This window comes from Rhizobium sp. CCGE 510, from assembly GCF_000292525.1.
In the GTDB taxonomy this organism is placed as follows: domain Bacteria; phylum Pseudomonadota; class Alphaproteobacteria; order Rhizobiales; family Rhizobiaceae; genus Rhizobium.
Genome location: NZ_AEYF01000044.1, coordinates 674,323 through 688,499, shown reverse-complemented (window position 1 = coordinate 688,499; position 14,177 = coordinate 674,323). Strand labels below are relative to the sequence as shown.

Annotated in this window: 13 protein-coding genes and 1 tRNA gene; 10 read left to right on the top strand and 4 right to left on the bottom strand. The window is 59.8% G+C overall.

The window, feature by feature from the left end; translation table 11 throughout:
* Positions 1–11: 11 nt before the first annotated feature.
* The gene (mepA, locus tag RCCGE510_RS23455) at positions 12–1,088 is read right to left on the bottom strand and encodes a penicillin-insensitive murein endopeptidase (protein ID WP_007634112.1); all 1,077 of its coding nucleotides are present in this window, start codon (positions 1,086–1,088) and stop codon (positions 12–14) included.
* 276 nt (positions 1,089–1,364) lie between these two features.
* On the opposite strand from mepA, the gene RCCGE510_RS23450 reads away from it, so the two are divergent.
* The 7 genes from RCCGE510_RS23450 to pncB all read left to right on the top strand — a co-directional run bounded on the left by RCCGE510_RS23450 (position 1,365) and on the right by pncB (position 10,123).
* Positions 1,365–3,194, top strand: coding sequence for an extracellular solute-binding protein (locus RCCGE510_RS23450; RefSeq protein ID WP_007634111.1), 1,830 nt, complete (start codon positions 1,365–1,367; stop codon positions 3,192–3,194).
* Between the two features lie 150 nt (positions 3,195–3,344).
* Positions 3,345–4,433 (top strand): microcin C ABC transporter permease YejB, encoded by a 1,089-nt coding sequence (locus RCCGE510_RS23445; RefSeq protein WP_007634110.1) that lies wholly within the window; start codon positions 3,345–3,347, stop codon positions 4,431–4,433.
* Positions 4,433–5,581 (top strand): ABC transporter permease, encoded by a 1,149-nt coding sequence (locus tag RCCGE510_RS23440; protein ID WP_007634108.1) that lies wholly within the window; start codon positions 4,433–4,435, stop codon positions 5,579–5,581. The genes RCCGE510_RS23445 and RCCGE510_RS23440 overlap by 1 nt, the downstream gene beginning before the upstream one ends.
* On the top strand, positions 5,578–7,215 hold the full coding sequence (locus tag RCCGE510_RS23435; protein WP_037079474.1) for an ABC transporter ATP-binding protein: 1,638 nt from the start codon (positions 5,578–5,580) through the stop codon (positions 7,213–7,215). Before RCCGE510_RS23440 ends, RCCGE510_RS23435 begins: the two co-directional genes overlap by 4 nt.
* A gap of 8 nt (positions 7,216–7,223) precedes the next feature.
* Positions 7,224–8,180, top strand: a complete 957-nt coding sequence (locus RCCGE510_RS23430) for a glyoxylate/hydroxypyruvate reductase A (protein ID WP_037079563.1) — start codon at positions 7,224–7,226, stop codon at positions 8,178–8,180.
* Between the two features lie 85 nt (positions 8,181–8,265).
* The gene (locus tag RCCGE510_RS23425; RefSeq protein WP_192815342.1) at positions 8,266–8,631 is read left to right on the top strand and encodes a hypothetical protein; all 366 of its coding nucleotides are present in this window, start codon (positions 8,266–8,268) and stop codon (positions 8,629–8,631) included.
* Positions 8,632–8,818: 187 nt separating this feature from the next.
* Positions 8,819–10,123, top strand: coding sequence for a nicotinate phosphoribosyltransferase (gene pncB, locus RCCGE510_RS23420; protein ID WP_007634099.1), 1,305 nt, complete (start codon positions 8,819–8,821; stop codon positions 10,121–10,123).
* On the opposite strand, the gene RCCGE510_RS23415 is transcribed toward pncB, so the two are convergent.
* Both RCCGE510_RS23415 and RCCGE510_RS23410 read right to left on the bottom strand, forming a co-directional pair.
* On the bottom strand, positions 10,105–10,344 hold the full coding sequence (locus RCCGE510_RS23415; protein ID WP_007634097.1) for a CrpP-related protein: 240 nt from the start codon (positions 10,342–10,344) through the stop codon (positions 10,105–10,107). The two genes, pncB and RCCGE510_RS23415, sit on opposite strands and share 19 nt — an antisense overlap.
* A 365-nt stretch (positions 10,345–10,709) precedes the next feature.
* Positions 10,710–10,919: a KTSC domain-containing protein gene (locus RCCGE510_RS23410; protein ID WP_007634096.1), complete on the bottom strand. Its 210-nt coding sequence runs from the start codon at positions 10,917–10,919 to the stop codon at positions 10,710–10,712.
* A 70-nt stretch (positions 10,920–10,989) separates the two neighbouring features.
* Here RCCGE510_RS23410 and RCCGE510_RS23405 point away from each other — a divergent pair, with 70 nt between their 5' ends.
* On the top strand, positions 10,990–11,946 hold the full coding sequence (locus RCCGE510_RS23405) for a hypothetical protein (RefSeq protein WP_240539679.1): 957 nt from the start codon (positions 10,990–10,992) through the stop codon (positions 11,944–11,946).
* Positions 11,947–12,199: 253 nt separating this feature from the next.
* Here RCCGE510_RS23405 and RCCGE510_RS23400 read toward each other — a convergent pair.
* Positions 12,200–12,289 (bottom strand) — tRNA-Ser (locus tag RCCGE510_RS23400).
* 227 nt (positions 12,290–12,516) lie between these two features.
* On the opposite strand from RCCGE510_RS23400, the gene RCCGE510_RS23395 reads away from it, so the two are divergent.
* Positions 12,517–12,834 carry a hypothetical protein gene (locus RCCGE510_RS23395; RefSeq protein WP_007634094.1) on the top strand — a complete coding sequence of 106 codons (318 nt, stop codon included), beginning with the start codon at positions 12,517–12,519 and terminating at the stop codon, positions 12,832–12,834.
* A gap of 316 nt (positions 12,835–13,150) precedes the next feature.
* Positions 13,151–14,143, top strand: a complete 993-nt coding sequence (locus RCCGE510_RS23390; protein WP_007634093.1) for a BMP family ABC transporter substrate-binding protein — start codon at positions 13,151–13,153, stop codon at positions 14,141–14,143.
* Positions 14,144–14,177 lie beyond the last annotated feature (34 nt).

Below are 14,177 nucleotides of genomic sequence, written 5' to 3'. Positions count from 1 at the left end.
CCGGGTCTTATTCATTGCATCGCCGGCTTGTCGTTCGGGACCGGGCCGACATCCGGCAGTGTCCCGTCGGGATCGGCGGCCGGCTCTGCTGCCGGAGCGGCGGTAAGCGCGCTCGCGGCGGAAGGCCCGCCATAGGTGGCCGCCTGCATCGAGGCGACGGCAGCCGCATCGAGCACGCTGGCGCAGGCCTTCGGCAAATCCGAAACCATCATCTCGCGCGGCGGCTTCGGTGGCTTGGCACCGGGGTTCGGCGGTTTCGGCGGCGCCCAGGGGGCCGGCGTGAACCACCAGGCGAGCGACTTGTCGCAGCCATCGCCGGCAGCCACAGGGGCCTGCGGCGTGCATCCGGCCGCACCGGCCGGGCATTTGATGCGGATGTGGAAATGCGAGTCATGGCCGTATTCCGGCCGAAGCTTGCCGAGATTGGTGCGATCCCCCGTCCAGGTGTCGCACATCTTCTTCTTGATCGCCGGGTTGACGAAGATGCGCTGCACCTCGGGATAGCTTGCCGCCAGCATTAACAGCCGCGCCCGCGATTGCGTCCACACGTTCGGGTCGACGGTCAGAAACTTGTCTTTCTGCAGCATGGTGGTGAACGGCAGGTCCTCGCGCTCCTTGGCCGACATGCGGCGCGCCGGCATCGGCGTGAACCAGACATCGGCATCGAGGCCGATCTGGTGCGAGGCATGACCGTTGAACATCGGCCCGCCGCGCGGCTGCGCAATATCGCCGACGAGAAGACCCGGCCAGCCGGCATATTTGGCCCCGTCCTCAGAAAGACGTTCGAGCAGCGAAATCATCGCCGGATTGCCCCAGCGGCGATTGCGCGAAAGCCGCATCGCCTCCCAGGTCGGCCCGTCGGTCGGCAGCGCCACCGCCCCCGTCATGCAGCCCTTGGCGTAAAAGCCGATCGGCTGCGCCGATCCCTGGGTCGGCAGGCTGACGGCGCCGAACTGGCCTTTGGCGCTGCCGGGGCTCGGCGTCTTCTGCTCAGCGCCGACATCGCCGGCGGCAAGGCCTGCGCCGATTGCGCCGGCAAGCGTCAGTTTACCGAATGTCCTGAAAGCCTGTGCGAAGCCGAAAGCCATATTGTTTCCTTGAACCACCGCCGAAGTGATTTGCGTCGAGCCTATCGTGAAAAGCGATTTTGGTGAATCGATGTTTTGCCGGATGGCCGCAAGAGGAGCCGGTGGCGGATCGCCGCGGGGCGTTGTGCCTCAAATTGCGAGGCGGCTCGAAGAGGCGATGCCGTGACACGCTCCGATGGCTGAAATTTTCGCGTGCCCGGCAAAAACCAAACTCTCTCCTGTTTTTCGCCGGTATTTTTCGTATTGTCGAACCACCAATAATCAGGGGAAGCTTGAATGGCTCTGTGGTCGAAGATCGGTGTATTTCTATCGCTTGCGGGGGCCCTGGCGCCCATGACGGCAACGGGTCAGGACCAGCCCTTTCAGATCGGCAGCTCCGTCATCAGCGAGATGAAGTACAAGCCGGGCTTTGCGCATTTCGACTACGTCAAACCCGATGCGCCGAAAGGCGGAGATCTGCGTCTTTCCGCAAGCGGCGCCTTCGACACCTTCAATCCTCTGCTGGCAAAAGGCCAGACAGCGATAGGTCTGTCGCTTGCTTACGACACGTTGATGAAGCCGGCCGATGACGAACTCCTGGTCTCCTACGGTCTGCTTGCCGAGGGGCTATCCTACCCCGCTGACGTCTCCAGCGCGACCTTTCGCCTGCGTAAGGAAGCAAAATGGGCAGATGGTCAGCCGGTGACGCCCGAAGACGTCATCTTCAGCCTTGATAAGACCAAGGAATTGAACCCCCTGGCCGGCAACTATTACCATCACGTCGTCAAGGCGGAAAAGACCGGCGAGCGTGACGTCACCTTCACCTTCGACGAGAAGAACAATCGTGAACTGCCAAACATTCTCGGCCAGTTGATGATCGTGCCGAAACATTGGTGGGAAGCGCCCGGACCGGACGGCAAGCCGCGCGACATTACCAAGACGACGCTGGAGCCGGTGATGGGTTCCGGGCCGTATAAGATTGCGTCCTTCTCGCCTGGCGCAACGATCCGTTATGAACTGCGCGACGACTATTGGGGCAAGGATCTCAATGTGAATGTCGGCCAGAACAATTTCCGCAACGTCATCTACACCTATTTCGGTGATCGGGATGTGGAGTTCGAAGCCTTTCGCGCTGGCAACAGCGACTACTGGCAAGAGACCACGGCTGCCCGCTGGGCGACGGGATATGATTTTCCCGCGGTGAAGGAAGGACGCGTCAAGAAGCAAGAGGTCACAAATCCGCTACGCTCCACCGGCATCCTGCAAGCGCTCGTGCCCAACATGCGGCGTGACCTCTTCAAGGATGAGCGAGTTCGCGAGGCGCTCAACTATGGCCTCGATTTCGAGGAGCTGAACCGCACCGTTGCCTTTAATAGTTACAAGCGCATCGACAGCTATTTCTGGAACACCGAGCTCGCCTCCTCCGGTCTGCCGCAGGGGCGTGAACTCGAATTACTGCAAGGCCTGAAAGACAAGATTCCGCCGGAGGTCTTCACGACGCCGTACACCAATCCCGTCGGCGGCGATCCGCAGAAGAGCCGCGACAACCTCCGCAAGGCGATTGCTCTGCTGAAAGAAGCCGGTTGGGAGCTGAAGGGCAATCGCATGGTCAATACCAAGACCGGCCAGCCGATGAGTTTCGAGATATTGTTGTCGAGCCCGATGTTGGAGCGCTGGGCGGTGCCCTATGCCAGCAATCTTAAGAAAATCGGCATAGATGCGCGGGTTCGGACGGTCGACGCTTCGCAAGCTGTCAACCGCGAACGCAGCTTTGATTACGATATGATCTGGAATGTCTGGGCGGAGACGATGAATCCAGGCAACGAACAAGCCGACTATTGGGGATCCGGCTCGGTCAACCAGCAGGGTTCTCGCAATTATGCCGGTATTGCCAACCCGGCCGTCGATGAACTCATTCGCATGATTATATTCGCGCCGAACCGCGAGGAACAAGTCGCTGCGATCAAGGCGATGGACCGAGTCTTGCTGGCAAATCACTACGTCATTCCGCTGTTTTACCGCGATACCTATAACATCGCCTATTGGAACACCGTCACACATCCGGCGGAGTTTCCGGCCTACAGCCTTGGCTTCCCCGATGCCTGGTGGTCGACCGCGGCAAAATGAGCGGGCTTGCAATGCAGGGGCCCTGGGCTCCAAATGGCACGAGCGAATCACGACACGTCGGCAGTGCCGGCAAGGGAAGGCTGGCGGATTGAGCGGCATTGGACTGGACGGCGGGCAGACAGGAAAAACATTTCCGGAGGCTGAAGGCTGATGGGCGCCTATATCTTTCGCCGTCTGCTTTTGATGATCCCGACCATCATCGGCATCATGGCGATTTCCTTCACCGTCATTCAGTTTGCCCCCGGCGGTCCCGTCGAACAGGTGATCGCTCAATTGACTGGTCAGGCCGACAGTGCCGACCAGCGCCTGTCCGGCGGTGGCGATCTCCTCGGCGGCGGCGGTAACGACGAAGGCTCTAAATATCGCGGCGCCCAGGGTCTCGATCCGGAGCTGATCGCCAAGCTCGAAAAGCAGTTCGGCTTTGACAAGCCGCCGCTGACGCGTTTCGGCGAGATGATGTGGAATTACATCCGCTTTGATTTCGGCGAAAGCTTCTTCCGCAATACCTCGGTGCTCGAACTCGTCAAGGAGAAGCTGCCTGTGTCGATCTCGCTCGGCATCTGGATCCTGATCTTCTCCTATGCGATTTCCATCCCGCTCGGCATCCGCAAGGCGGTCAAGGATGGATCGACCTTCGATGTCTGGACGTCGGGCGTCATCGTCGTCGGTTACGCCGTGCCGAGCTTCCTCTTCGGCATTCTGCTGATCGTGCTTTTCGCCGGCGGCTCCTTCTACGACTGGTTTCCGCTGCGCGGCCTGGTCTCCGATAATTTCGACCAGCTGGCCTGGTGGCAGAAGCCGCTCGACTATTTCTGGCATCTCACCTTGCCGCTGATCTCGCTTTCGCTGTCGGCCTTCGCGACGACGACGCTCCTGACCAAGAACTCGTTCATCGAGGAGATCAAGAAGCAATATGTGGTCACCGCCCGCGCCAAGGGCCTCAACCAGCGGCAGGTGCTCTACGGTCATGTCTTCCGCAACGCCATGCTGATCATCATCGCAGGGTTTCCCGGCGCCTTCATCTCGGCTTTCTTCACCGGCTCGCTGCTGATCGAGAACATTTTCTCGCTGGATGGCCTCGGCCGTCTCGGCTATCTCTCGGTCGTCAACCGGGATTATCCGATCGTCTTCGCCACGCTCTACATCTTCTCGCTGCTCGGCCTCGTCGTCAGCCTGGTTTCCGACCTGATCTACACCTGGATCGATCCACGCATCGATTTCGAGCGGAGGGATGTCTGATGGACGCCGCCGCAAATCCTGCTGTCGCAACACCCGTCAAGCCTCCGCGCAAGGGCCTGCTGTCGCCGACTAACATTCGCCGCTGGCAGAATTTCCGGGCGAACGGCCGCGGTTACTGGGCGCTGTGGCTGTTTCTGCTGCTGTTCGTCCTCAGCCTGTTTGCCGAATTCCTCGCCAACGACCGGCCGATCATCGCCTCCTACAAGGGCGAGATCCTGTTTCCGGTTCTGATCGACTATCCCGAGGAGAAGTTCGGCGGCTTCCTCGCCGAGACTGACTATCGTTCCTCGGTGATATCGGACGAGATCAATGCCAATGGCTGGATGGTCTGGCCGCCGATCCGCTATTCCTACCGCTCGGTCAACTCAAACATTCCGCATTCGGCGCCGACTGCCCCCTTCTGGCTGATGACCAAGGAGGAACGCTGCGCCGGTTATCCGCAGGGCGTGAACGATCCGGATTGCACGCTGGGCAATCTCAACTGGCTCGGCACCGACGACCAGGCCCGCGACGTGCTGGCACGCGTCATCTACGGTTTCCGCATATCGGTGCTCTTCGGCCTGGTGCTGACCATCTGCTCGGCGGTCATCGGCGTGACCGCGGGTGCGGTACAGGGCTATTTCGGCGGCTGGACCGATCTGCTGTTGCAGCGCTTCATCGAGATCTGGTCGTCGATGCCGGTGCTCTACATCCTGCTGATCATCGCCGCCATCCTGCCGCCCGGCTTCTTCGTGCTGCTCGGCATCATGCTGCTCTTTTCCTGGGTTGGCTTCGTCGGCATCGTGCGCGCCGAATTCCTGCGTGCCCGCAATTTCGAATATGTCCGCGCCGCCCGCGCGCTCGGCGTCAACAATCGCACCATCATGTGGCGCCACCTGCTGCCGAACGCCATGGTCGCGACGCTGACCTTCCTGCCCTTCATCCTCTCAGGCTCGATCACAACCCTGACCTCGCTCGATTTCTTAGGCTTCGGCATGCCGCCTGGCTCCCCTTCGCTTGGTGAAATGATCGCCCAGGGCAAAAGCAATCTGCAGGCGCCGTGGCTCGGGCTGACGGCCTTCTTTGCGATGTCGATCATGCTGTCCCTGCTGATCTTCATCGGCGAAGCCGTGCGCGATGCCTTCGATCCGAGGAAGACGTTTCAATGAGTGAGATGACAGGACCGCTGCTTTCCGTCCGCGATCTCTCGGTTGCCTTTCATCAGGGCGGCCAGACCTCGCTCGCCGTCGACCACATCTCCTTCGATATCGCCAAGGGCGAGGTCGTGGCGCTGGTCGGCGAATCCGGCTCCGGCAAGTCGGTCTCGGCCAATTCGATCCTGAAGCTTTTGCCTTATCCCTCGGCAAGCCATCCCTCCGGCGAAATCCTGTTCAAGGGCAAGGATCTTCTGAAGGCGCCGGAACGGGCGCTGCGCGAGGTGCGCGGCAACGATATCACCATGATCTTCCAGGAGCCGATGACCTCGCTCAATCCGCTTCATTCGATTGAGAAGCAGATCGCCGAGATCCTGGCGCTGCATCAGGGTCTCACCGGCCAGCCGGCGCGCCAGCGCATACTGGAACTGTTGAACCAGGTCGGCATCCGCGAGCCGGAGAAGCGCTTGAAGGCCTATCCGCACGAGCTCTCCGGCGGCCAGCGTCAGCGCGTCATGATCGCCATGGCACTCGCCAACCGGCCGGAATTGCTGATCGCCGACGAACCGACCACCGCCCTCGACGTCACCGTGCAGGCGCAGATCCTCGAATTGCTCCGGCAGTTGAAGGCCGTGCACGGCATGTCGATGCTGTTCATCACCCATGATCTCGGCATTGTGCGCAAATTCGCCGATCGCGTTTGCGTCATGACCAAGGGCAAGATCGTCGAAACCGGAACGGTCGAGGAAGTCTTCGCCAATCCGAAACACGAATATACCCGCCACCTTCTCGCCTCCGAACCGCGCGGCGAGCCGCCGCTTGCCGATCCCGCAAAGCCGATGGTGATGGAAGGATCCGACATTCGCGTCTGGTTCCCGATCAAGGCGGGGCTGATGCGCCGCGTCGTCGATCACGTCAAGGCCGTCGACGGCATCGATCTTTCGCTGCGTGCCGGGCAGACGCTCGGCGTCGTCGGCGAGTCCGGTTCCGGCAAGACCACGCTCGGCCTGGCGCTGACCCGGCTGATATCCTCGCAGGGGCGGATTGCCTTCGTCGGCAAGGATATAGCCGGCTATTCGTTCAGCGAGATGCGGCCGCTGCGCAACCAGCTGCAGGTGGTCTTCCAGGATCCTTACGGGTCGCTCAGCCCGCGCATGTCGGTCGGCGATATCGTCGCCGAAGGGCTGAAGGTGCATGAGCGCTCGTTGACATCGGAAGAGCGGGACCAGCGCGTCTGCTGGGCGCTGGAGGAGGTCGGCCTCGATCCCCTAACCCGCTGGCGTTATCCGCACGAATTTTCCGGCGGTCAGCGCCAGCGCATTGCCATTGCCCGCGCCATGGTGCTGAAGCCGCGCTTCGTCATGCTCGACGAGCCGACCTCTGCGCTCGACATGAGCGTGCAGGCCCAGGTGGTCGACCTGCTGCGCGATCTGCAGAAGAAGCACGATCTCGCCTATCTCTTCATCAGTCATGACCTGAAGGTGGTGAAGGCGCTCGCCAACGACGTCATCGTCATGCGCTTCGGCAAGGTGGTGGAGCAGGGTCCGTCATCGGAAATCTTCCGCGCGCCGAAGGACGAATACACCAGGGCGCTGATGGCGGCCGCTTTCAACATCGAGGCGGTGCCGACGCCCGCCGTGCAGCAGTAAAGATGATCATGCCGACACCTCCCGTTCTCGTCGATATCAAGTTCAATCCCGAAGGCGTCGCCCGGGTGTTGAAGACGGCCTTTTCCGATCGCGGCAGCATCAATCTCGCCGATCCCGCCGATCGGGAGCGTGATCTCCGCGAGGCCGAGTACGCGCTTCTCTGGAAGCCGGATGCCGACCTTTTCGCAAGGGCACCAAACCTTAAGGTGATCTTCTCCGGCGGCGCCGGCGTCGACCATATTATCGGCATGGACGGCCTGCCCGAAATCCCGATCGTCCGTTTCGTCGATCGCAGCCTGACGACCCGCATGAGCGAATGGGTGGTCATGCAGTGTCTGATGCATCTGCGGGGGCAATATGCCCATGACAGCCACCAACGGCAGCGCCAATGGGCCAAGCTGATCGCGCCGGAGGCGGCGGAGGTGACGGTCGGCGTCATGGGCCTCGGCATTCTCGGGTTGGATGCGGTCGCCAAGCTGAAGGTGATGGGGTTTAACGTCATCGGCTGGTCGCGCACGCGCAAGGAGATCGACGGCGTCGAAACCTTCGACGCCGTCGCGTTGGACAATTTCCTCGCAAGGACCGATATCCTCGTGGGCCTCTTGCCGCTGACCCCGGAGACGACAGGGTTTTATGATAGCGGGCTATTTAAAAGGCTGCGTCGCGGCGGCGCGCTCGGACGCCCGGTCTTCATCAATGCCGGCCGCGGCAAGAGCCAGGTCGAAGCCGATATCGTTTCCGCCGTCCGCGACGGCACGCTCGGCGGCGCTTCGCTCGATGTCTTCGCGGTGGAGCCGCTTGGCCCCGACCGCCCATTGTGGGAACTGGAAAACGTCTTCATCACACCGCACGACGCGGCTGTCTCCGAAGAAAACGCGCTGTTCCGTTATGTCGAGACGCAGATCGCCCGTTTCGAGCGTGGCGAGCCGCTGCAATTCCTGGTCGACCGCGCCGTCGGTTACTAAGCCCTCGGAACCTTCCACACAGCAACCCGTTTCCCTGTGGAATTCTCGGGCCGGATCCGGCCGGTCAAGACAGCGGAAGGAAACGATGATGGCGCATCAGACGGAAACACGCTGGGAAAAGTCTGACGGCAAGCTTCACAAGGAAGAACAGATCCCGCCGGTGAAGGCAAGGCAGGGGCGCACGGGTTATCGCATCCTGCTGGTGCTGCTTGCCGCGCTGGTGCTGGCTTTCGTGGTTTGGATCCCGGTGGAGATCTGGGGCAAGCGCGAAGCAAACGAGGTGGCCCCGCAGCAGCCCGGCCAGCAGCTGCAGTCGCAACAGCCTGACACGGCACCTGCGCCAACGCTGCAAAACGGCACGGCGGTTCCGACCGAGACGCAAAACACTCAGCCGGCGGCCCCTGGTGTCACGCCTGCAGCACCGGCCCAGCCCGTAGCGCCGGCCCGATAAGCATTCGGCAGATGATCTCTCGCATCCCGCCGCCATGCGCGCCGCGGGATGCTTGTTGTTTTATCTGGACTTTGTCTGTCGATTTTTCGATAAGAAGGCGCACGAGCCGGTTCGTGCGCCGGCCCGGACTTGGCAATACCCGGGAATTTGGCAGCACCTGACCGGAGTGGACAGGGGCAGGAATTTTATGGCCAGGACCGATATTGCAAGACGCGTCTACAATCACGCCTGGAAACTCGATCCGATCGTTCGCAGCCTGATCGATACCGACTTCTATAAGCTTCTGATGCTGCAGATGATCTGGAAGCTTTATCCTGACGTGAACGCGTCTTTTACCCTTATCAATCGCACCAAGCGCGTGCGCCTTGCCGATGAGATCGACGAAGGCGAATTGCGCGAACAGCTCGATCATGCTCGCACGCTGAAACTCGCCAAGAAGGAGATGATCTGGCTGGCGGGTAACAGTTTCTATGGCCGCGCCCAGATCTTCGAGCCCGAATTCCTCGCCTGGCTTTCCAACTTCCAGCTCCCCGAATACGAGCTGTCGAAGAAGGACGGTCAATATGTACTGGATTTCCACGGGGCCTGGAAGGAAACCACCATGTGGGAGATCCCGGCGCTCGCCATCGTCAACGAGCTGCGGTCGCGCTCGGCGATGAGGGCGCTCGGTCCCTTTACCCTCGATGTGCTCTATGCCCGTGCCAAGGCGAAGATGTGGTCGAAGGTCGAACGGCTGAAGGAACTGCCGGGCTTGCGCATCTCCGATTTCGGCACCCGCCGCCGTCACAGTTTCCTCTGGCAGCGCTGGTGCGTCGAGGCTCTGAAGGAAGGCATCGGCCCGGCTTTCACCGGCACCAGCAACGTCTTGCTGGCGATGGATTCCGATCTCGAGGCCGTCGGCACCAATGCCCACGAACTGCCGATGGTGGCTGCCGCCCTTGCGCAAACCGATGAGCAACTGCGCAACGCGCCCTACAAGATCCTGCGCGACTGGAACAAGCTCTACGGCGGCAACCTTCTGATCGTTCTGCCGGATGCTTTCGGTACGGCGGCTTTCCTGCGCGATGCGCCGGAATGGGTCGCCGACTGGACCGGCTTCCGCCCGGACAGTGCCCCGCCGATCGAAGGCGGCGAAAAGATTGTCGACTGGTGGAAGAAGATGGGCCGCGATCCGCGCCAGAAGCTGCTGATCTTCTCCGACGGTCTCGATGTCGATGCCATCATCGATACCTACCGGCATTTCGAAGGCCGCGTGCGCATGAGCTTCGGCTGGGGCACGAACCTGACCAACGATTTTTCCGGCTGCGCGCCGATCGAAATATCCGGCCTCAACCCGATCTCGGTCGTCTGCAAGGTCAGCGACGCCAACGGCCGTCCGGCGGTCAAGCTCTCCGACAATCCGCAGAAGGCGACCGGCGAACCGGCAGAGGTCGAGCGCTACCTGAAATTCTTCGGCGCCGAGGACAGGATCGATCAGACCGTTCTGGTGTAGGCGAGCGACACGGCGACGCCATCCCGCGGCGCATTGTCATGCCCGGCCATTGCATCCTCGATCGACCAGCCGAAACGCCAGGCGTCGAACATCGAGTACCATTCTTGGAAATCGGTGATCGGCAGAATATCCGGCTTCGACATCGGATTGTCGGTCAGGCTGCGGCCACGCGCACGGTCCCGCACGCCACGCTCCTGCATTTCAAGCAGATTCTCGAACATCATCGCCCCCGGTCCAAGTCGAAGGCTTTATGCAATCATCCTAATAAAGCATTGTCGAGTCCGGATGCGATAATTCGAGTTTTTCACAGGATTAGCTCTAATTTGCTAGTTTTCCATGATCTCCGGCGGAATCCCGTCAGGATCATCCGATCGCGTTCACCGCTAGCATGACGGGGAGGCCCGGCTTCCTGGCTGGGGTCCGCCACCGAGCCTCCCGGCTGACCGAATCTCGAAAACCGGCAGCATCGACAGATGCCGCTTTCCGCTCGGGCCGATCCAATGCTGATGATCGCCAGAGTTAACCAACGGTGAATATCCACCGATGCCGTCTCAATTCGAGGCGACGCGGTCGTTCTCTCAAACGTTCAGGCCGCCAGCCTGCGAAACCGGGTTCTGATCCGGTCGAGGTAATAATGGCCGGGAGACGCCGCCACCGTCATCGCATGAGCTTCCGAAGAGGGAACGCCTTCGAACAGACGCTCCTCGCCATTCTTGAAACAAATCCTCAGTTGTCCGTCGTCCTGGCTGAAATAGACCGATTTAATGATCTTCGACTTCACCGAAAGTTCTTCCACCTGTTTAAATCTCCGTTTTTTGGTTTGGCAGAAAGATAAACCCAAACGTGCAAAGACGCGGTGAAGCGGCATGGTAAAAAATCAGGAATCTTGCCCAGGTTGTCGGGGCGTCAATCGGGTACCGTCGCCACGCTCGACACTACCGATTGGTGGCTTCTGCGGGGTTGCGGTGCAGGCACTTGCTGAAAAGAAAGATCGACGTTTGACAGCACCATGTTTTAATGACGATATCTTCCATCCAGAGGCGAGGGATGGCAGGTGTGCAATGTTAGGTGAAGCGATTTCCTTTGTAAGACGTAATCTGTCTTTTGTGTGTGTTGTTGTTGCAGCCAATTGCGCACTCGTCGCTTTTGATGATTACAGCGGTGGAAACAAAAGTAATTCAGCGCAATTCTTCGTTTCTCTGTCTTTTGCATTCTTCATTCAGAATGCAATATTAAATGGAGACGGGAAAGTTTCAAGCCTGACCAGCGGCATGCGTGGGTTTGGTGGCTACATCTGGAAGAACTTGCTTATCATGCTCGTCGGATTTGGAATTGGGATTGGTGGCCCTGTCGCATTCGGCGCCGCCTCTCTATCAAAGAACGTATTTCTACTCTTATGTCTTGCGGTGGTCGCAATCATCCTTCCGCTGATACTTGCCCTTATCGGAACCTGGCCCATTGCCGGAATTGCGGGGTCCAAAAGCGGGCTTTCAGCTGCCTTCAGCCGGGGGAAACGCGGTTTGGTTCCCACCTTTTTACGGCTGTTTGCTGGACTTTGTCTGCCCTTCATCTGTGCTTTGATATTGATGACGGCAGCAACATCGATGTCATACGAAGCCGATAGCATCTTCTCGGACGGAAAACTGAACCTCATCGCTTTAGCAGTACTGGTGATTTGCCAATGGGCGTCGATATTCGGCCTGTGCTACGTTTCGATCGTCCTGGCTCGCAAACTGGTGAGTTCCGAGGCTCCGCGGTCTCCAATCGGAGGACGTCAAGGGAATGCGGCCGCAGCGACGAGCGTCTCGGAAATTTTCGAATAGGGCCTACAGCGCCGCACGTCTTTTCAGACGCGGAAAGGACCCTGTAACACTCTGAATCTACGCATCGGCCCGAATCGATTCCGATTTTCGGGCCGACGCGCTAGTCGTGATCATGCTGAGCCGCCGCCGGGCATTCCAATCTGCAAGTCCGGGAATCTCGGTAGGGGTGTTGAGCTGGAGCCCACACACAATAGATCTTCGCGAGGGCTGGCACGGCCCTGCGAAGGAAGGGATCTGCGGTTTTAAAGAGATATGGCGGACAGGGTGGGATTCGAACCCACGGTACGCTTTCACGTACACACGCGTTCCAGGCGTGCGCCTTAAACCACTCGGCCACCTGTCCTTCTTTGGCGTTCGCGCCTGGATAGGAGCAAATCGTCGGAACGGCGCGATATATACCGATGAATTTTTGTCGATCAACCGAAATCTAACAGTTTTTTGACTTCTTCCGATAAAACTCGCCTCGACCCGTCCATTGTGCTTCACCTCATCGACGACTATGTAATTCTCAAGGTGGAGAATGGCGCGGCCGGCCGGAATTGTCCGGCATAACGAGCGTCGGAGGAATTGATGCGTTTCCTGTTGCGTCTGGCCAGCCTTGTCGCGCTTGCGGCGGCCGTTATTGCCGGGACCATCGATTCGATCCAATCGGTTGCGGCGTCCTCGGTGGTGGTGACGCCGATCTCCGATGCCTGGCAGGATGTGAGCCCGACAACCCTCACGTCGCTGCAATCGTCCCTGTCCTACTATGTTCATCCGCGCTTCTACACCTTCATCTTCCAGTGGCTGATGCTCCAGCCGGCCTTTGCCGTTTTCCTGGTGATCGCGCTGCTTCTCTGGATGGTCGGTTATAAGAAGCCGCCGGTGGCCGGCCGCTTTACTGCATAGCCAAGCTGCTTTGCCGCCACGATCCGGCTGGGAATCCAATCGGTCGCCAATGGTTCCGTAGCCCCGAAATGGCTGCTGGATTGGCTGGAAATTTCGCATCCGGGCGGCGGAAATGTCTAAAAATCAGCCCCGGAGAACGGATTTTCGGCAATCGCTGCAAATCTTTACCAGCTGAAAAATTTCTGGTGAATTTTTCCGTGAGCCATGCAAGGATGCACGCAGCCAGGCCTCCGGGGGGAGGTCGGTGGTTCCGCAGACATGTCCGAAAAGGACTTGCGGGAGGACCCCTAACGAATAGCAACAACAGGGCTGCACAATGAAAAAATCCCTTCTCACTCTCCTTGCCGTGGCTGCCATGTCGACGACGGCGCTCGCTGCCGATGTCAAGCCGGCGCTGGTTTACGGCACCGGCGGGAAGTTCGATAAGTCCTTCAACGAGGCGGCCTATAACGGCGCCGAGAAATTCAAGGCCGAGACCGGCATTGCCTATCGCGACTTCGAGCCGACGGGCGACACCCAGGGCGAACAGGCCATCCGCAACTTCGCAAGCCGCGGCTTCAATCCGGTGGTCGCCGTTTCCTTCGCCTGGACGTCGGCCATCGAGAAGGTTGCAGCCGAATTCCCCGACACCAAGTTCATCATCGTCGACTCGGTCGTCGAAAAACCGAACGTCCGCTCGGTGGTCTACAAGGAAGAAGAAGGCTCTTACCTCGTCGGCATTCTCGCCGGCATGGCATCGAAGACCGGCAAGGTCGGCTTCGTCGGCGGCATGGACATTCCGCTGATCCGCAAGTTCGAATGTGGCTATGAGCAGGGCGCACGCGCCGCCAAGGCCGATGTCGAAGTTTTCCAGAATATGACCGGCACCACGGGTGCAGCCTGGAATGACCCGGTTCGCGGCGGCGAACTCACCAAGAACCAGATCGATCAGGGCGCCGATGTCATTTACGCGGCAGCCGGTGCCACCGGCCTCGGCGTTCTGCAGACGGCCGCCGATAATAAGAAGCTTTCGATCGGCGTCGATTCCAACCAGAACCATCTGCATCCGGGCTCGGTCCTGACCTCGATGGTCAAGCGCGTCGATCTCGCCGTCTACAACGCCTATACCGACACCAAGAACGACAAGTTCACTGGTGGCGTCCAGGCGCTCGGCGTCAAGGAAGAGGGTGTCGGTGCCGCGATCGACGACAACAACAAGTCGCTGATCACGCCGGAAATGCAGGCTGCCGTCGACAAGGCCAAGGCCGACATCATCGCGGGAACCGTCAAGGTTCACGATTACACTTCGGACAATGCTTGCCCGAAGTGATCCGCGCCCGGAAGTGATCGACGATTGAGATCGG

Bases quoted from the DNA above. Each gene is read 5' to 3' on its own strand.
- RCCGE510_RS23440 (WP_007634108.1), top strand. From the start codon at position 4,433: ATGGACGCCGCCGCAAATCCTGCTGTCGCAACACCCGTCAAGCCTCCG.
- mepA (WP_007634112.1), bottom strand. From the start codon at position 1,088: ATGGCTTTCGGCTTCGCACAGGCTTTCAGGACATTCGGTAAACTGACG.
- pncB (WP_007634099.1), top strand. From the start codon at position 8,819: ATGGCCAGGACCGATATTGCAAGACGCGTCTACAATCACGCCTGGAAA.
- RCCGE510_RS23435 (WP_037079474.1), top strand. From the start codon at position 5,578: ATGAGTGAGATGACAGGACCGCTGCTTTCCGTCCGCGATCTCTCGGTT.
- RCCGE510_RS23415 (WP_007634097.1), bottom strand. From the start codon at position 10,344: ATGTTCGAGAATCTGCTTGAAATGCAGGAGCGTGGCGTGCGGGACCGT.
- RCCGE510_RS23395 (WP_007634094.1), top strand. From the start codon at position 12,517: ATGCGTTTCCTGTTGCGTCTGGCCAGCCTTGTCGCGCTTGCGGCGGCC.
- RCCGE510_RS23450 (WP_007634111.1), top strand. From the start codon at position 1,365: ATGGCTCTGTGGTCGAAGATCGGTGTATTTCTATCGCTTGCGGGGGCC.
- RCCGE510_RS23445 (WP_007634110.1), top strand. From the start codon at position 3,345: ATGGGCGCCTATATCTTTCGCCGTCTGCTTTTGATGATCCCGACCATC.
- RCCGE510_RS23405 (WP_240539679.1), top strand. From the start codon at position 10,990: ATGGTAAAAAATCAGGAATCTTGCCCAGGTTGTCGGGGCGTCAATCGG.
- RCCGE510_RS23425 (WP_192815342.1), top strand. From the start codon at position 8,266: ATGATGGCGCATCAGACGGAAACACGCTGGGAAAAGTCTGACGGCAAG.
- RCCGE510_RS23430 (WP_037079563.1), top strand. From the start codon at position 7,224: ATGCCGACACCTCCCGTTCTCGTCGATATCAAGTTCAATCCCGAAGGC.
- RCCGE510_RS23390 (WP_007634093.1), top strand. From the start codon at position 13,151: ATGAAAAAATCCCTTCTCACTCTCCTTGCCGTGGCTGCCATGTCGACG.